At 34.5% G+C, this 18780-nt stretch carries 17 protein-coding genes; 7 read left to right on the top strand and 10 right to left on the bottom strand.

The genetic code is table 11. From position 1 onward, the window contains the following. Nucleotides 1-5: 5 nt before the first annotated feature. The 6 genes from IPM51_03320 to recJ all read left to right on the top strand — a co-directional run bounded on the left by IPM51_03320 (nucleotide 6) and on the right by recJ (nucleotide 5776). Nucleotides 6-887: a 4-hydroxy-tetrahydrodipicolinate synthase gene (locus IPM51_03320; GenBank protein MBK9283328.1), complete on the top strand. Its 882-nt coding sequence runs from the start codon at nucleotides 6-8 to the stop codon at nucleotides 885-887. 20 nt (nucleotides 888-907) lie between these two features. Beyond that, nucleotides 908-1414 carry a phosphoribosyltransferase gene (locus IPM51_03315; protein MBK9283327.1) on the top strand — a complete coding sequence of 169 codons (507 nt, stop codon included), beginning with the start codon at nucleotides 908-910 and terminating at the stop codon, nucleotides 1412-1414. A 3-nt stretch (nucleotides 1415-1417) separates the two neighbouring features. Next, nucleotides 1418-2653, top strand: coding sequence for a SpoIIE family protein phosphatase (locus IPM51_03310; GenBank protein ID MBK9283326.1), 1236 nt, complete (start codon nucleotides 1418-1420; stop codon nucleotides 2651-2653). Between the two features lie 196 nt (nucleotides 2654-2849). After that, nucleotides 2850-3251 (top strand): hypothetical protein, encoded by a 402-nt coding sequence (locus IPM51_03305; GenBank protein ID MBK9283325.1) that lies wholly within the window; start codon nucleotides 2850-2852, stop codon nucleotides 3249-3251. Nucleotides 3252-3354: 103 nt separating this feature from the next. Next, nucleotides 3355-4068 carry a YebC/PmpR family DNA-binding transcriptional regulator gene (locus IPM51_03300; GenBank protein ID MBK9283324.1) on the top strand — a complete coding sequence of 238 codons (714 nt, stop codon included), beginning with the start codon at nucleotides 3355-3357 and terminating at the stop codon, nucleotides 4066-4068. A 1-nt stretch (nucleotide 4069) separates the two neighbouring features. Beyond that, the gene (gene recJ, locus IPM51_03295) at nucleotides 4070-5776 is read left to right on the top strand and encodes a single-stranded-DNA-specific exonuclease RecJ (GenBank protein MBK9283323.1); all 1707 of its coding nucleotides are present in this window, start codon (nucleotides 4070-4072) and stop codon (nucleotides 5774-5776) included. On the opposite strand, the gene IPM51_03290 is transcribed toward recJ, so the two are convergent. From IPM51_03290 to IPM51_03245, 10 genes are all read right to left on the bottom strand, one after another. Beyond that, nucleotides 5773-7119 carry an MATE family efflux transporter gene (locus tag IPM51_03290; protein MBK9283322.1) on the bottom strand — a complete coding sequence of 449 codons (1347 nt, stop codon included), beginning with the start codon at nucleotides 7117-7119 and terminating at the stop codon, nucleotides 5773-5775. The genes recJ and IPM51_03290 overlap by 4 nt on opposite strands. 47 nt (nucleotides 7120-7166) lie before the next feature. Further along, entirely contained in the window at nucleotides 7167-8279 is a 1113-nt protein-coding gene (locus IPM51_03285) for a PKD domain-containing protein (protein MBK9283321.1), read from the bottom strand. Continuing rightward, nucleotides 8279-9667, bottom strand: a complete 1389-nt coding sequence (locus IPM51_03280; protein MBK9283320.1) for a PorT family protein — start codon at nucleotides 9665-9667, stop codon at nucleotides 8279-8281. The genes IPM51_03285 and IPM51_03280 overlap by 1 nt, the downstream gene beginning before the upstream one ends. A gap of 1 nt (nucleotide 9668) precedes the next feature. Then, on the bottom strand, nucleotides 9669-10226 hold the full coding sequence (locus tag IPM51_03275) for an RNA polymerase sigma factor (GenBank protein ID MBK9283319.1): 558 nt from the start codon (nucleotides 10224-10226) through the stop codon (nucleotides 9669-9671). A 131-nt stretch (nucleotides 10227-10357) separates the two neighbouring features. After that, nucleotides 10358-11203 (bottom strand): acetyl-CoA carboxylase carboxyltransferase subunit beta, encoded by an 846-nt coding sequence (locus IPM51_03270; protein ID MBK9283318.1) that lies wholly within the window; start codon nucleotides 11201-11203, stop codon nucleotides 10358-10360. A 27-nt stretch (nucleotides 11204-11230) separates the two neighbouring features. After that, nucleotides 11231-12286 carry a class I fructose-bisphosphate aldolase gene (locus IPM51_03265; protein MBK9283317.1) on the bottom strand — a complete coding sequence of 352 codons (1056 nt, stop codon included), beginning with the start codon at nucleotides 12284-12286 and terminating at the stop codon, nucleotides 11231-11233. 76 nt (nucleotides 12287-12362) lie between these two features. Further along, on the bottom strand, nucleotides 12363-12743 hold the full coding sequence (locus IPM51_03260) for a DUF1987 domain-containing protein (GenBank protein MBK9283316.1): 381 nt from the start codon (nucleotides 12741-12743) through the stop codon (nucleotides 12363-12365). A gap of 18 nt (nucleotides 12744-12761) precedes the next feature. Next, nucleotides 12762-13316, bottom strand: coding sequence for a hypothetical protein (locus IPM51_03255; protein MBK9283315.1), 555 nt, complete (start codon nucleotides 13314-13316; stop codon nucleotides 12762-12764). A 26-nt stretch (nucleotides 13317-13342) separates the two neighbouring features. Then, nucleotides 13343-14215, bottom strand: coding sequence for a hypothetical protein (locus IPM51_03250; protein MBK9283314.1), 873 nt, complete (start codon nucleotides 14213-14215; stop codon nucleotides 13343-13345). Nucleotides 14216-14251: 36 nt separating this feature from the next. After that, nucleotides 14252-17473 (bottom strand): SpoIIE family protein phosphatase, encoded by a 3222-nt coding sequence (locus IPM51_03245; protein ID MBK9283313.1) that lies wholly within the window; start codon nucleotides 17471-17473, stop codon nucleotides 14252-14254. A 72-nt stretch (nucleotides 17474-17545) separates the two neighbouring features. Here IPM51_03245 and IPM51_03240 point away from each other — a divergent pair, with 72 nt between their 5' ends. After that, on the top strand, nucleotides 17546-18724 hold the full coding sequence (locus tag IPM51_03240) for a glycosyltransferase (protein MBK9283312.1): 1179 nt from the start codon (nucleotides 17546-17548) through the stop codon (nucleotides 18722-18724). Nucleotides 18725-18780: the final 56 nt, after the last annotated feature.

Below are 18780 nucleotides of genomic sequence, written 5' to 3'. Positions count from 1 at the left end.
AAATTATGCGTAATAAAAAATTAAAAGGAACCGGCGTTGCCATTGTAACGCCCTTTGATAAAAAAGGTAATGTAGATGTGGAGGCTTTAAAGAAAATAGTTTCTCACTTACATGTAGGGGGTGTAGATTACATCGTAGTTATGGGCACTACCGGTGAAAGTGCAACCTTAACTAAAGTTGAAAAAGAATTGGTGATAAAAACTATAATTCAGAAAAACGCGAACAAATTACCTTTAGTTTTAGGTATTGGAGGAAATAATACAGCCGAAGTTGTGGAAAATATTAAAAACGCCAATCTCAAGAATTTTGAAGCCATACTTTCGGTTGCTCCTTATTACAACAAACCTAATCAGGAAGGATATTATCAACACTACAAGGCCGTTTCTGCCAGTACAAAAAAAGACATCATACTTTATAACGTTCCCGGCAGAACCGGAAGTAACGTAACTTGGGAAACTCAATTACGAATAGCGAAAGACTTTAAAAATATTGTGGCAACAAAAGAAGCCAGTGGGAATATAGAGCAAATAATGAAAATCATTAAAAATAAACCAAAAGATTTTATGGTTTTGAGTGGAGATGATAATTTAACTTTGCCCGCAATGGCTGCAGGTGCTGTTGGAGTTATTTCGGTTGTGGCGCAGGTTTTTCCGAAAGATTTTAGCACTATGGTAAATTTTTGTTTAAAGGGTAATTTTGACAAAGCTTGTGGCTTACATTACAAAATTATGGATGTTACCGATCAGTTATTTGCTGATGGTAATCCGGGTGGAGTAAAGTATGCACTTAGTGAATTAAATTTATGCAAGGCTTACGTTAGATTACCTTTATGCGAACCCAATAATCAGGTTAAAGAAAAATTAAAAAAATTAATTAAAGCTTATTAATACGAATAAATATTAATTGCATGGGAAAAAAGGTTCAAATACTAAACACCTTAGAAATCACTCAAAAATTAAATCGCTTGGCCTATCAGGTGTACGAAAATAATTTTAACGAAAAAGAATTGCTAATAGTAGGAATTGATGGGAATGGTTATAAAATGGCCGCCGTGCTTGTTGAAAAACTAAATAAGATATCCGATCAAAAATTCAAATTAGGTAAAATCACCATGGATAAAGAAGAACCTTGGAAAACAGAAAGTAAAATTGATTTCACCGAAAAAGATTATGTAAATAAAGTAGTTGTATTGGTAGATGATGTTATGAATAGCGGTAAAACACTAATTTATGCCGTGAAACTATTTTTAGATAAACCCGTTAAAAAATTAAGCACACTCGTTTTAGTTGACAGGAGCTATAAGCGATTTCCGGTGAGAGCCGATTTTGTTGGTTTGCGCTTAAGTACAACTTTACAAGAAAGGATTGAAGCCGAATTTTCTAAAAAAGGAAAAGAATTGGTGTATTTGGTATAAGAATTGGATGATAATTCAAAAATATTAGAACAGAAATACATTCAGGAATTAAAACTGAGTGCCTTGCTGGAAGTTACAAAAGCAATCAATAGAAATTCGCCTACTCAGGATTTGCTGGATTTGTATCAGGACATTTTACAAAAAAGATTAGGAGTTGGGAAATTAGTGTTGTTTAGTTTTGACACGGACTGGAAATGCATACTAACTTATGGAATTAAAGAAGAAGCTTCTGAATTAAAGTTTGAACCGGAGTTACTCAACATCACGGAAATTGAAACCATCACTTTTACCAAAGGTGAGTTAAGTAAAAATTTTGAAATCGTAGTGCCGGTAAATCACAAACAGTTTCCTTTAGCCTATGTTTTAATGGGAGATGTGGATCAGCAAAAATTAGAATTAAGTGCTGCTATTAAACACCTCCCCTTTGTGCAAACACTTACCAATTTAATTATTGTTGCCATTGAGAATAAAAAATTATTTAAGGATAGTGTGAACCGGGCCCAAATACAAAAAGAATTAGAGGTTGCGCAAAATATGCAAAACATGTTATTTCCCTCTGAATTCCCCGATAATGAATTTTTACAAGTAGCCGCATTATATCAACCTCATCAGCAAGTTGGAGGAGACTATTATGATTTTATACGATTAAATAATCACGAATATATCTTTTGTATTGCTGATGTGAGCGGAAAAGGAATTGCAGCCGCACTTTTGATGAGCAACATTCAGGCCACTCTGCATAGCTTAATAAATTATACCCATAACTTAAAAGACCTAATTTTAGAAATCAATAAACGAGTAATTACCAATGCTCGGCATGAAAAATTTTTAAGTTTATTTCTTGGAAAAATAAATACCAAAAGTCAACAGTTAACTTATGTAAATGCCGGCCATAATCCTCCTTTGCTTTATTACGAAAATAAATTTATCCATCTGATTAATGGCTGTACTTTACTTGGCTTAACCGAACGCATCATCAATATTGATGTAGAAATATTTAATTACGCCAGTGAGTTTTCACTAATTTGTTATACCGATGGATTAACGGACACTGTAAACGCTGAAGGTAAATCTTTAGAACTTGATTCCTTGAAAGAATTAATTAAAAAGAATATAAACGAAAAACCGGGCATCATTAATTCAAATATTTTAGATTTTGCAAATGAGTTTAAGGGAAACCTGAATTTTCCGGATGATATTGCTTTGCTTACTATAAAAGTGAATGACTTGGGGTTTTAGCATTTTGGGACCTAAAAAGTAGAACAATCTGAAATCGACCTAAAATTTAGAGTATCATTTGCTTGTTTTCTTTCTTTTTAACATACACCTTCCACTAACTCTTTAGCATATTATACTCATTATTGGCTTAAATTGGGCCTTTTGCGTTTTTGGGAATCTAAAAAATAGGTAAATTAGCGGTATAAATCTGTTAAAAATGAAAAAACTACTCGTATTAGCCTTCTTATCATTAACCTTAGGATTTAAGGCCCAAACTATTACTCCTGTTACAGGAAATACCAATGTTCAAGTTGATCCAAACGGAACAATAATGATTGGCGGAATTGTAAGAGGTTATATTAATAACAACGTTATTACAAACGCAAATAATGTTCAAATTGGTTCAATAGAACAAAATGGAGTAATTAAAAATGCCAATAATGTTATTGTTGGTCAGTTTATGGATAATTATGATGTGCAAGATGCGTCTAACAATGTAATTGGTCACTTACGCACTACATTACAGGTTAAAACTGTGGCTAATGTAGTTATTGGAAACTGGATCGATACTACACCTCCGGTGTGGAATGCAGTAGCTCACTTCTTCTTTAGTATTTAATATAAAATTTCAATACAAAACAAGCAGGTTTCATTTCGAAATCTGCTTTTTTTATTCCCCAAATCGATTAAAAAAGTAACTTTGTAGTCCTTAAAAAAATACCATGGGAAGAATATTTGAGAAAAGAAAAGCCACCATGTTTAAGCGTTATGCTAAAATGGCTAAAGCTTTTACAAAAATTGGAAGAGAAATTGTAATGGCTGTTAAATTAGGCGGACCAAATCCTGATTCTAATCCTAGATTGAGAATGGTTATGCAAAATGCTAAGGCAGTAAACATGCCAAAAGCTAATGTTGAGGCTGCCATAAAAAGGGCTAGTGAAAAAGATTCGGCGAATTATGAAGAGGTTATTTATGAAGGTTATGCCCCACACGGAGTTCCGGTATTGGTAGAATGCACAACCAATAATCCAACACGTACCGTAGCAAGCGTACGTATGTATTTTTCAAGAGCTGAAGGTTCTTTAGGAACGAATGGGTCGGTAAGTTTTATGTTTGAAAGAAAAGTAATGTTCAAAATAGATGCTGCCGGTTTAAATAAAGATGATTTGGAATTAGAATTGATTGACCACGGCCTGGAAGAATTGAATGTAGATGAAGAAAATAATCAATTTATCATTCAAACTCAATTTATTGACTTTGGAAAAATGCAATCTGCACTCGAAGAAAAAAAGATAGCCGTTTTGGAATCCAGCAAAGTTTATATTCCTACTACTACAAAAGAGTTAACGCCGGAACAAGAAGCCGAAGTGATGAGCATGATTGAAAAGATGGAAGAAGACGATGATATAGAAGCCGTTTATCATAATATAGCATAAGATGGAAAAAAGGTGGGAAATAACAGCAACAAATCAAGAAACTGTTGAACACCTTCAGCAAGAATTAAGCGTTGATCGTATTGTTGCCACACTTTTAATGCAACGAGGGATTAAAGATTTCGAAAGTTCAAGATTATTTTTCAGACCCGAATTAGGCCAATTACACGACCCCTTCTTAATGAAAAATATGGAAAAGGCCATTCACCGGATTAATAGTGCCATTGCCATAAATGAAAAAGTTTTGGTTTATGGGGATTACGATGTTGATGGAACTACTGCCGTAAGTATTGTTTACAGCTTTTTTAAAAACTATATCCAGGAAATTGAATTTTACATTCCAGACCGTTACCGGGAAGGCTATGGAATATCCTATGCCGGTATTGATTACGCTGCTGAAAATCAATTCTCATTAATCATTGCGCTTGACTGTGGTATAAAAGCAATTGATAAAATTGAATACGCCAACAAAAAAAATATTGACTTTATTATTTGCGACCACCACCTGCCCGGTGAAATAGTACCTAATGCATTTGCAGTATTAGACCCAAAACAAAACGATTGTAATTATCCGTACAAAGAATTAAGTGGTGCCGGAATCGGTTTCAAACTAATAGAAGCTTTTTCAATCAAAAATATTCTTCCGCCCGAAATTTGTTATTCTTATTTAGACCTGGCCGTTACCAGTATAGCCGCAGATATTGTACCCATTACCGGAGAAAACCGGGTAATGGCTTATCACGGTTTAAAAATATTAAATACCAAACCAAGACCGGGTATAGCGGCACTTTTAAATTTATACCAAACAAAAAGTGAAGTAAACATCAGCTCTTTGGTATTTGTTTTAGGACCCCGTATAAATGCAGCAGGACGAATTGAACATGCTTCCAAATCTGTTGAATTACTAATTTGTGAAGATGATGAAATTGCGAATGAATTGGCCATGCGAATTAATGATACCAATTCGCAACGAAAAGATTTGGATTTAGGTACAACCAACGAAGCTATAGAATATCTGGAAGGAGAAGAATTAAGTGGTAAATCCAGTATCGTATTATTTAATAAATCATGGCATAAAGGCGTAATTGGAATTGTAGCCAGCAGACTTATTGAAAAATATTACAGACCTACCATTATCTTAACAGAAAGCGATGGCAAAGCAACGGGTAGCGCTAGAAGCGTGAAGGAATATGATATTTACTCTGCCATAGAAAAATGTAGTGATCTGCTCGATCAATTTGGTGGTCACAAATTTGCAGCGGGATTAACTTTGAAACCCGAAAACGTAAATGCCTTTAGAGAAAAATTTGAGCAAATAGTTAGTTCAACCATTACACCGCAACAACTCATTCCAAAAATTGATATTGATATTGAAATAGATTTAAGCGAAATTACAGAAAAATTGGTTCGCATTTTAAGACAATTTGCACCGCATGGCCCTGAAAACATGACCCCTATTTTTTGCGCAAGAAATGTTTTTGATACCGGTTGGGGTCGTGTTGTTGGCAGTAATCACCTAAAGCTTGAGTTATTTCAGAAATCCAATCCGAATTTTCGTTTTCAGGCTATAGCTTATGACAAAGGCGACTTTGTGAATTTTTTTCAAAGAAAAACGCCTATGGATATTGCTTTTAAAATTCAGGAAAATGAATTCCGCGGAACAAAAAGTATACAACTGGTTATAGAAGACGTGAGAATTAGCGAAACTTAAACTTTCAAATTTCTTTTTAGTATTAAATTAAATCTAAATAAAAGAGAAATTCCAACCAGCGCTAAACTTATCAATAAAGAAATCCAAATTCCAACTACTTCCATTTTACAATAAAAAGCTAAAAAGTACGCCAACGGCAGTGCAATACCCCAATAACCTATTAGCGTAACCCAGGTGCTAATCTTCACATCTTCTAATCCCCTTAATAAACCTATAACGGTTACCTGCAACCCGTCGAATAATTGAAAAATTGCCGCAATAATTAATAATTTAGACGATAATGAAATGATATCCGGATCGTTTGTAAATCCCATAGGTAAAATACTCCTGAAAATTAAAAACAAAACCCCAAACCCGCCCATAACCAGTACAACCAGTTTTATGGCCGTTTTCCCGCTGCTAGAAATATTTTGCCAGTCATTTACTGCGTTATATTTCCCCACCCGAATAGTGGCCGCACTACTTATGCCGCTTGCAAACATATAGGTAAAAGCCGCTAATTGAATTGAAATACCATGTGCATCCATTGCCTCTTTTCCAAAACTTCCGGCCATTAAACCGGCAATTACAAAGGCTGCCACTTCAAAAGTAAATTGCAATCCCGAATTTATTCCAATCACCATTAATTCCTTTAATTCCTTAATATTTATTTTTACTTTTCTGTAATGTTCGGCTACATTACATTTACCTTTTACATAAAATAAAATAAATAAAAACGCAAAACCCATCATTACTCTTGCAATAAAAGTTGACCAAGCAGAACCCATGTATCCTAATTCAGGTAATCCCAATTTACCATAAATTAAACCGTAATTTAATACTATGTTAATCAAATTTCCGAAAACGCTGATGTATAGTGCTAATGTGGTATTACTTAACCCTTCGCAATATTGTTTCCCGGTAAAAAATAAGGATAAGGGAATAATCGAAAGTATTACCACATCAAAAAAAGGCATCGCTAAGTCAATTACCTCTTCCGGTTGTTTCATTGAATGAAGTAAGGGTGATGCTAAATATAAAATCCCAAAACAAACTGAAGCAATAGCTAAATTAACGTAAAGCGAATTCTTGAATAATGAAACTTTTTTTTCTTCTAGTTTTTTTTCATCTGCCCCGGCTGCTAATGGAGTAATGGCAAAACTTACTCCAATTCCAAAAACTAAAACTAAAATAAAAATGCTATTGCATAAAATTCCTGCCGCCTGTTCGGTTGCACCTAACTGTCCTAAAAAGGCATTATCTACCATGCCGGTAACAACGTGACCTAACTGCGTTATTACAAGTGGCCAAGCCAAAACAATGGTTTCCTTTAAATGATTTATTTTAGAAATAGAGGCAGACATAAGTCAGCGAAGATACAAGTTCTTTAGGATAGCACTGAATTATATTCTTATTTATACGAAACGGCTAAAACAGCCTCACCGTTTGTGATTTGGATTACAGAATTATTACTCTTAACAGAACAGTTAAATCTAATTTTAATTTTCTTTGTGGCGTCGCCATTCGCATTCATTTTATAATCCTCCACAGAAACGATTTCAAAAGAATTTGAAGTAGATTGATCCATAGCCGACGAAGAATATACAGCTCCGGTTGCGGGATCAGTTAAATTTATTGTAATGGCTGATAAGGCTTTGCTATTCAATTTAGGGGTAAAGGCATTGGTAAAATTAGCGTGGCAATAATCTAAGGTTGATGCTCTGGCTAAATAATGTGATAGGCAAGTATCAGAAGTAAGACCACTTTTAATCATAGTTAACTTAACCATATAATCTCCCGGAGTTTGATATTCATGGTATTCGTTTGCTGAATTACCAAAAGTACCATCTCCAAAATCCCAGGTGTATTGAATATTTCCCCCGGTTGGGTTAGGCATAGCGCTGAAATTGTATTGCATGTTCGTTTTAGAAACACCGATGTTACCTTGAAGTGGATTTCCAACTTTAAAGACATTGTTGTGTTGTGATTCACAACCAAGTTTATTCACTTTTAAACCTACCGTATATGTTTTATTCTCATCAAAGTAATAACTCATAGCTTGCGTTGTAGTTTGCAGTACAGAACCGTTAATTGTCCAGGTAAAATCAGCAACAGTTGGCATGGGAGATACAAACGTTCCATAATAACCCAAGGCAGGCAAATTTCCATCATTAAACGGATGTTGCCCGATGAACAATGCATCTTGCGGTTTCATTGACGAATTCTGCGCAACTGAATCAACATCGTTAATGGAAAATGAAATACCGTAACCACAAAAATTTGTGCAATTGCTTTGTTTTAATTCTGCTTTATATACATAAACACCATTGTTTTGCTGATGATGAGAAGAATACATGTAATATTCCTGTTTACCAGCTTCAAATCTCACATGGGTGCCATTAACATTAGCCTGAACATAAAATACCGGACTTTCACTCTCTACCTCATCCGGCAAAGGATTTTTCTTGCACGAAAATGCAACAAGAACAATTATTAATAATATGTAATTTATAGTACGTTTCATTATTTTTCGAACAAAGTATATTGTAGGCCAACACGAATTCCCTTATTATTTTCTTTGGTATTATTTCCTGTTGCTTTCGATTGATAAGTATCAGATAATCCGTAATTGAATTCAACATTAACAAACCACCTTCTGTTTAAACGATGACTGAAATTTGCAGATAACATAATATTCATCGGATTTACTCCTTCGAAAACGCCATTCTTCGTTTCAGTTACAACATTTGTTTTAACTAAATCTCTTTCGGTATAGGTCTCAACCGTATTGCTTGCATTTACCAAATAGGCTGCATTTACACCCAGACCCAGCTTTCCTGTTCGGCTGATGTTATAATAAGCGCGTAACGGAACGGATAAATATTGAAGCGAGTTTGTAGTAATGTTTGTGAAATTTCCGTTGTATCCAAAATCATATTGAAAATTTTGCCTGGTGTAAAATGCGGTTTTGATGTGCGAAATATTGTAATACTGTATTCCTGCACTAATGCTCATCTTTTTCTTGATGTAAATTCCGTAATTCAATCCGGCGAAATAATTTAATCCGGCGGCATCTTTTTGTGACAAGGAATTCCAACCATTAAAATAACTAAGTCCGGCTTCAGCGTTTATAAAATGTAATCTTCTTCTGGATTTGTTATAATAGTCTTCATTTATACGGATGAACTCATTTGGACTTGACTTGATTGCTTCTTCACGGGTGTACATATCTAAAATAGAAGAATGCATTTCAAGATAATCAGCACTTGCAGTTGAAGCTAAATTGTTAGCGGATTGAAAAACATCAGCCGAAACAACATTTTCTGTTTCCTTTTTATTCAACTTATTAGATTTTTGTTTGTAGGTAGAATGCCCACCGGTAATATTAGTTTTTCCAACAGAAGAAGATCCTATATTAGAACCGCCGGGGTTAGAAGAATTATTTCCAAGAGTTGGATTTCTATTCGAAGTGTTTGAGGGACGAGTGCCTTGGGCTATAGAACCTTCATGTGCATTTATAGATGCACTTTCATTCGAAATATTTTCCGCGCCAGCATCAGATTGCTTACTATTTATTGAGGTGTTTTCACTCAATTCTCCTTTTTCAGATTCTATCACTTGATTTATTGAATGATTCTCCCTGTCAGAATTATTCATATCCAAAGTAATGGAATTGAAAGATTGTAATTGTTCTTGATGTCCCAAATATAAAAAGGCGAAAGTTCCGGCTGCTACCCCAATAAGGATTGCGCCTACCATTAAAAATAATTTACTGCTTTTAGCACCAATGTTGGCTCCTTTTTCGGCATCCAGCATTTTGCTGGCCTTTAACCAATTTGACTCATCAAATGGAAACTCATTTTCATCGAGCTTCTCTTTGATAATTTTGTCGAATTTATCTTCTTGTTTCATCTTACAGGGTTGTTGTTACAATATTTTTTTCAATTAGTTGTTCTTTTAATTTAGTACGCGCTGCATTTAAATGCCACTTAGATGTTCCCTCACTAATGCCAAGCATATCGCCGACTTCTTTATGAGAGTACCCGTCAATTACAAACAAATTGAAAACTTGTTTGCTCATTTCAGGCAGGAGATTAATTAAGTCATAAATTTGTTTACAATCTATTCTACTCAATGCTTCATTCGCATCTGCATAAGAAGAAGAATCGTAATACTCTTCAACGTAAGTAATTTTTTCTCTTTCTCTTTTATTCTTTCTATACTCATCAATTAATGTATTTACCATGATTTTGCGAATCCATACTTTAAACGGAATAGCCAGGTTATACTTTTCAAGATTTTTTAAAATTTTTAAAAATCCAACGTTCAACATTTCTGAAGCTGAATCTTTATCGCGTGTGTAACGCAAACAAATACTCATTAAATAACTATACGTGTTTTTATATAGTTCATACTCAGCTTTACGCTCGCGCTTAATACAAGAAGCTATTAACTGAGGCTGAATATTCATAAATTTCTAAAACGTCTCAATAATGAAGGTGATAATCGCCCTCTTTTATTATTATACGATTAAAGATAACGAAACGTTGGTTGAAAATGAAGACTTTATAGGTCTGTAAAGGCCCTTTATCTAAAAAATATTTAGTTTTTTAACATTTTAAGCATAGAACCCAAGTGATTCTTCAACTCTGTACGTGGGACAATTTTATCTAAAAAACCATGTTCTAAAACAAACTCCGCGGTTTGGAAGCCTTTAGGTAAATCTTTACCAATTGTTTCCTTCACAACCCTTGGTCCTGCAAATCCGATCAAGGAATCCGGTTCGGCAATATTTAAATCGCCAAGCATAGCATAACTTGCGGTTACTCCGCCGGTTGTAGGATCGGTTAACAAAGATATATATGGAATTTTTTCAGCAGCGAGCTGACTCAATTTGGCAGAAGTTTTAGCCATTTGCATTAAACTAAATGCAGCTTCCATCATACGCGCACCACCACTTTTGCTGATAATTAAAAGCGGGCTTCGGGTTTTTATACAAAAATCTATTGAGCGGGCTATTTTTTCTCCAACTACACTTCCCATGCTACCTCCAATAAAACTAAAATCCATGCAACAAATAACCAAATCATTTCCATTTACTTTTCCGTATGCACTTCGTAAAGCATCTTTTAGTCCTGTTTTATTTACCGTATCTTTTAATCGGGAAGTATACTTTTTTGTATCGGTAAAATTCAGTGGGTCGCCACTCACTAAATTTTCATGCAGTTCGGTAAATGCATTATTATCAAAAATAATTTCAAAATATTCTTTGCTGCCTATACGTTCGTGATAACCGCAATCGATGCAAACATGTTTATTTTGAACATGTTCATCGGAAGTATGAATTTTTTTGCATGATGAGCATTTGTACCAAAGTCCTTCCGGCGTTTCTTTTTTCTCTTTGGTAGAAGTAGTAATCCCTTCTTTTAATCTCTTAAACCAACCCATTTTCTTTTTTAAAAATTAAATAAAATGTTAAGCAATTGTAATGGATTTATCCAAATACACATCCTGAATAGTGTTTAACAGCTGAATTCCATCTTTTATCGGTTTCTGAAAAGCTTTTCTTCCACTTATTAAGCCTTGTCCGCCTGCGCGTTTATTAATTACCGCAGTGGTTACTGCTTCTGATAAATCGCTTTCTCCTTTACTTTCACCTCCGCTGTTTATCAATCCCATTCTACCCATATAACAGTTCGCAACTTGGTAACGACAAAGATCAATTGGATGATCGGTGGTTAATTCACTATATACTTTTGGGTGTGTTTTTCCATGTCCAACTGCCGTATACCCTCCATTTTTATCAGAAAGTTTTTGTTTGATGATGTCGGCCTGAATAGTTACTCCTAAATGATTTGCTTGTGATGATAAATCGGCAGCAGTATGGTAATCTACTCCATCTTTTTTAAATGCGCTATTTCGGGTATAACACCACAAAACGGTAGCCATACCTAATTCATGTGCCATTTCAAAAGCCTTTGCCACTTCAACAATTTGTTTTCCACTCTCAGCCGATCCAAAATAAATAGTAGCACCTACAGCTACAGCCCCCATATTCCAAGCATCTTTAATCGTACCAAACATGATTTGATCAAACTTATTCGGATAGCTTATAAACTCATTATGATTTATTTTAACGATGAATGGGATTTTATGCGCATATTTTCTTGAAACGGAACCTAACACGCCATAAGTTGATGCAACTGCATTACATCCTCCTTCGAGGGCAAGCTTCACAATATTTTCACTATCAAAATAAATAGGGTTTGGAGCAAAACTGGCGCCGGCACTATGTTCAATTCCCTGATCTACGGGTAAAATACTCATGTATCCGGTATTGGCCAATCTACCTGTTCCATACAATTGCTGTAAGCTTCTAAGCACTTGTGGATTTCTATTTGAACCCATAAAAATCCGGTCTACAAAATCATCACCCGGAAGATGAATGGATTCTTTTGAAATTGTTTTGCAGGTGTGCTTCAAAAGATCATCAGCTTTACCACCCAATAACTCTACAATTTTACTTGACATATGATTAAATTTTCGGAGAGCAAATATAATAAAAAAACCCCCGTTGGGCGGGGGTTTAATACTCATAATTTTATGATTATTCGTTAACCATTACCATCTTAAATGGCACATTAATAATTGCCTGATAATCTTCACCGGCTTCTAACATATCTTCATCATCTTCTTCATAATGCCAGTTGATTGTTACTGCACTACCTCCTTTATGAATGCCTTCCAATTTTTTGAAAACATCAAGAATACACTTTGAAGAGGAAGTGTTAAAATATTCCAACTGAACATTTACTGTTGTAGCAGATTTTGCAGCGCTTGAATACTTATCTAAAGAGTCAACCAAAGGTTTATAAAACTCGATTGAATTTTCAGGTATTGAACGCCCTTTAATTTCTAAAACTCCACCGGCAAGATCGAATGTAATGCTTGGTGTTTTCGGTGTGCCTTCAATTGAATACTTATCCATAATTGTATTTTTTGTTTATTAGTTTTGTTGTTGTGTAATTTTGATATTTAATGTAAAGAAAGAAACTTTATTGTCAATTTCCAAAAAATTATAGTCTAATTTTTCACCAGTTTTTCTGGCAATGTCAATCATTCCTAATCCACCCCCGCCTTTTAATGACATTTCGCCATTATTTAGCACTTTCTTGTAATATTCTTTTAATTCTTCCTTATTTAACGAATTAACTTCATCTAAACGGTTTTTTAAACCGTGAATGTTTTCATTTAAAATGTAATTTCCTGTGAAAATGGAATATTTATTATCCATTTTCCCAATCATAAAGATTGCGGAACGAATTTTATCATTGGTTTGCCCTTCAGCCACATCATCTAAATGATGGTAAAGATTTTGTAAACATTCCACTAATACATTGTAAACCTTTTTCCTCATCTTAGGCTCCTCTTGTAAATTCTCCATCTTATTTTCCATAATCTGAAGTATAGAGGTTAATAAATCAGACGTTATTTCACCTTTAAAAGACAAAAGAATGTTATTTCTTTCCATCTTTTCGTATATATCAAAAACGTCTACCATTTTTTAGAGAAGAGCAAAAATAATAATTATTTTAATTTAAATGCTATTGTATTGCCATTTACTGTAAAACTTGCATCATCATCGCAGCCTCCGGCCGGATTTGACCCTACACTATAACCAAAATCTATGCTTCTTTCTTTAAATTCAGCTGGAGTAAGTGTTAAAATGCCTCTTTGAATGTATTGGCAAGATTTATACTTTACCAATGGTGTAGCCTCAGGGATATTCACTGTAAAAGTTCTTCCTTGTCTATTCGTTCCATCCGAAGTGCCAAATAATTCGGTATAAGGGTCTGTACCTCCCGGATTCCCTTTCGGATAATGCGTTATTGTACGGTCAGAGGAGTATTTAATGGTCCATCCCGGTCCTTGACATTGCCCATTTATTAATTTATAATTGAACTTAACAAAATTAGGAGTGAAAGAAAGTGTAGTTACTACTATGCTATCACAAGAATAGGTTATTCCACTAGCTTTATGATTGATTAATTTAATAATCATTTTGGCACCGGCTATTTTAATTTTATTAGTTAAACGTATTTGCCATTTACCCGAACGAATTTTTCCATCTGTAAAAGATTGCCCGCAAGCACCTCCTAAATTCAATTCAAAAACAGGATCAACATGACCTATTGTTCCAAATAACGTATCGCCGCTTATTTTACTTAATGTATCACAAGGAGCAGCCATTTTTCCGTTTTGAGCGCCCGTACCCTTGGTGTTAATTGCATGATTGTTGGTGGTAGGTACAATTCCGGCGAATTCTTGATCAGCAATGGCATTATCCAAAGCTGACTGCGTTTCATTATCAACATCAATAGTTTCTTTTTTCTTACATCCGTTTAAAATAAGAGTTGCAAGCCCGCAAACAAGTAAAATTAATTGAATTGATTTTTTCATAATAATTTGAATTAATACAAAAATAACATAATATTTTTAAATCGCAATACCGGCAACTAAAACGTCATCAACCTGTTCGTGATTTTTGCGCCATGTTTCAAATTCACTAAGTAAAATTTGCTTTTGCTCTTCAGGGAATTTTAAATGTATTTCTTTTAAAACATCATAATATTTTTTAACCATAAATTTCTTTCCGCGATCTCCTCCAAATTGATCTGCATATCCATCGCTGAATAAATAAAGCATTGTGGGTCCGCTCACATTAATTTCATGTTTAGTGAATTTGCGTACGCTGTTTATTTGCGCACCACCTACCGGATATTTATCTCCTTCAATCTTATTAAACTCTCCCTTATTACTCACCATAACCAAAGGTCGGTTGGCTCCCGCCCAATGAATTTCTCCGGTTTGATCATTAAATGTAATTAAAGATAAATCCATTCCATCATTGGTAGTAATTTCATTTTGGCCTTGTCTTAATGCATCTTGTACACCTTTATGTAAATTATTCAACACTTCATCCGGCGCTGTGATTCCTTTTTCTAAAACAATCTGATTAAGTAAATTGTGACCTATCATACTCATAAAAGCTCCGGGCACACCATGCCCGGTACAATCTACCACAGCAAAAACTTTCTGATTATTTTTTTCTCCAAACCAATAAAAATCTCCACTTACAATGTCCTTGGGCTTATACAATATAAATGCGCCTTTCAATTTTTTAAATATGTCATCCTGCGAAGGTAAAATAGCTTCTTGAATCCGTTTGGCATACTCAATACTGCTGGTAATATCTCTGTTTTTTTCGGCCAATTCTTTGGTCCGCTCTTCTACTCTGTTTTCCAGAATTTTATTTTCACGCATGATACTTTTAGTTCTGTATTGCGTAAATCCATATACTCCTGCAATAATAATCAGCACAACCAAAACATAAAATATCTTGGTTTTCCAAAAAGGTGGTATAACGCTTATCTTAATTTCAAACGGAGTTTCATTCCAAACCCCATCGTTATTGGCGGCTTTTACTTTAAAGGTGTAATCTCCTCCTGATAATTGGGTATATGATATATATCTTACATTGGAAGGAGCCGACCAATCTTTATCATAACCTTCCAACATAAATTTAAATTTATTTTTACTTGGATCCGTGTAGTCTAATGCCACCACTTCAAACTGCAAATAATTTTCACGCCACTCCAGCTCAATATTCTTTTTATAGGTAATACTCGAATCGAGCGGTACATCCAAGCCTCCTCGCTGATAAGACACCACATAAACACCCGGCGCATTAAAATTATCTTTTATTTGTGCGGGCCTGAACGCATTGAATCCGTTTGATCCGCCAAAGTACATTTTACCTGAAGTGCCTAATAATGCTGCGCCGCTATTGTGTTCTGAATTGATGAGTCCGTCTTTTACATCATAATTTCTGAAAATAATATCTTTTTCAGGTAACAGAGGATTAAATTTAATTAAACCTTTATTGCAACTCATCCAGAAATGACCAATACTATCACGAAGAATGGAATATAAATACGCATTAGCTAATCCGTCTTTCTCATAATAACTCACAAATTTTCCGTTAGGTGCCAATCTGCTTACACCTGCGCTTGTGGCAAACCAAATATTTCCTTTTAAATCTTCATTCATGGCCAATATTGTGTTGGATGCAATATCACCTGCCTTGCCTTCATTTTTATAAATTTTTGATATATGAAATTTTCCGTTTTTCGGAAAGCCTTCTGTTTTCATTAACCCGCCATCATAGGTTCCCAACCAAACATGTTTTGTTCTATCTTGATAAATGGCATTAATATTAAATTCCTTTAATGCAGGATCATTTTTAAATTGTTCAAACGATAAATCCTGCATGTTTACTTTAAAATATCCATCTCCAACGGTGCCGGCATACAAATTACCTTCCCCATCCGGAACTAAACATAAAATGGTTCCTCCTTCTTTGTTGCTGATTACTTGTTTAAATTCTCCCATCTCTACATTTAATCGATAAAGGCCGTTACCCCATGTTCCTATCCAATAAAACTTAGGATCTTGATTGTAAATACAAATTGCGGCTCCACCTTTTAATAAACCGGTTAAATTCTTTTTTAAATTGCTGTGCTTATCAAAATAGTGTAATGTTTGTACGCCACCAATCATTAAATTTTCATTAGCATCCTCACAAAAAGCATATATATTTCCGATACTCAAATCCAATCCATTATTGGCTTCCGGAAATTTTTGCGCCTGAAAAAAGGAAACATTTATTCCTTCGGTACTAAATCCTACCCAGATATTCTTTACCTTATCAATAAATAAACTTTCAATTTTTTCACCTGACAAACTTTGATCTCCAAGTTTTTCATTTTTATGAATGGTGGTTAATATTTTTTCGGAAAGTAAATTGCATATAAAAAATCCGTAGGTACTGGCTACATACATCTTACTGTCACGTATGTCCATTTTCTTAATAAAGTTTCCACCATCGGGTTTATTACCTTCCACCATCCAAATTCGCTTTTCTAATTCCCCGCTATCGTCCATCTTAAAAATACCGTAACCGTAAGTTCCCAAATATAATTTTCCGGCATATTCTTTAATATCCGTTATTACATCAAGTTCCTGCGCTTTTACTTCAATCAATTCTTCATCTGTAAAGTCTACTTTACTTGCGTTTCCATGATCAATTAACCATAAACCGTCACCATTAGTGCCTACAAAAACCTTACCTTTTAATACGGCAATTGCATTAACACTTATTTTTTGCTTAACAACAAATTCATAATTCCTTATTGTTTTTTGCTCAATATTCAATAAAAATAATCCGTCTTCACAGCCTATCCATGCGTTTTTTTCATCGGCTTTAATAATGCAATTTATTTTACTTTTTAATGGTTTTAAATGTCTAAGGGAAGTGAATGTTTCATTAACCGGGTTAAAATAATTTAAACCTTCCCTTGTTCCAATTACCATTAAATCGGGTCTGATTTGATTCACAGCCGTAATTTCACTGCTGTTTAAAGAGTTTAAATCGGTTGGGTCATTTTTATATACTTTAAACTGATAACCATCGTAACGGTTTAATCCGTCTTGTGTACCAAACCACATAAAGCCTTTATCATCCTGCAAAATGCAGTTCACCATTAACGAACTTAATCCATCTTCGTTGGTGATGTGTTTAAAACGCAATTGCTGCGCACCAAGTGCTAAGGAAAATACGCAAAAAATAAGCAGGTAATATTTAAATCCTATTTTCAAATTAAGTCAATAAAGTTAATTATTTTTTACACATTGAATAAAGTATATTTACAATTTAAATTATAAAGCTTTTTGCCAAAAATTTTACGTATAATCAACCGCTTTAATTTAGGAGGACCGAGCTATAACGTTTCGTACTTAAGTAAGTTTCTTGAACCTGCTTATAACACGCTATTGGCAGGCGGACCTGAAGAACCCGGTGAAGTGAGCTCACTCTACATTGCTGAAAATTTAGGATTAAAACCCTTAGTTATTTCCGAAATGCAACGTAGCATTAATCCGCTAAATGATTACTTTGCTTATTTACGAATTAAAAAAATTATACAGGAATTTAAACCCGACATTATTCATACCCACGCCAGCAAAGCCGGCGCCATTGGCCGTTTGGCTGCCATACGTTGTAAAGTGCCTGTTATAGTGCATACTTTTCATGGCCATGTTTTCCACAGTTACTTTTCTAAATTAAAAACTGCGTTCATTATTCGTCTCGAAAAATATTTTGCTTCCCGATCCAGTGCCATTGTGGCCATCAGCGAAATTCAAAAAAAAGAACTAAGCGAAGTTTATAAAATTTGTGCACCCGAAAAAATTCATGTTATTCCGCTTGGTTTCGACTTAGCCAAGTTTCAGGAAAATGCAGCCGAAAAACGCAGCAAGTTTCGTGATAAATATACGGTGGATGAAAACACTATTTTAATAGGCATTATTGGGAGATTTGCACCCATAAAAAATCATTTTTTATTTATAAAAGCTGTTGCTTTTGTACTTAAAAATTTCACGGCAAAAAAAATTCAGGCTGTTTTTGTGGGCGATGGACCTTTAAAAAATGAAATGCAACAATTGATTAAATCGGAAGGATTAAGTTATACCGGCTTAACCGCCGATTTTATTTTTGCGGGTTGGGAAAAAGAAGTGGAACAGGTTTTGCCGGCTTTTGATTTGGTATGTATGAGCTCCGATAATGAAGGTACACCCGTAAGCTTAATTGAAGCGCAGGCTGCGGGTAAGTTTGTGGTGAGTACTAATGTAGGAGGTATTGAAGATATTTTAAATCCACAATGCGGTTTGCTTTCTCCGAAAGGAGATTTAACAGCATTTTCTCAAAATCTTTTAAAAGCCCTTCAAAATATTGAAATTTTTAGCGCGAATGCAAAAATGGGACAGGAAGAGATCATTAAAAAATTCTCTTACGAACGCTTGTGTTCGGATATGGATAAGTTGTATAAAAAATTACTTAGCGAAAAAAAATAATTGCAGGAATATTTGTTTATTGGGCGCCTGACACGCTTTCATTTTATGAAATATTT

Source organism: Sphingobacteriaceae bacterium, from assembly GCA_016715905.1.
GTDB lineage: Bacteria > Bacteroidota > Bacteroidia > B-17B0 > Aurantibacillaceae > Aurantibacillus.
Note: the sequence above shows the minus strand (reverse complement) of the source record. Positions and strands in the feature narration are given on the sequence as shown.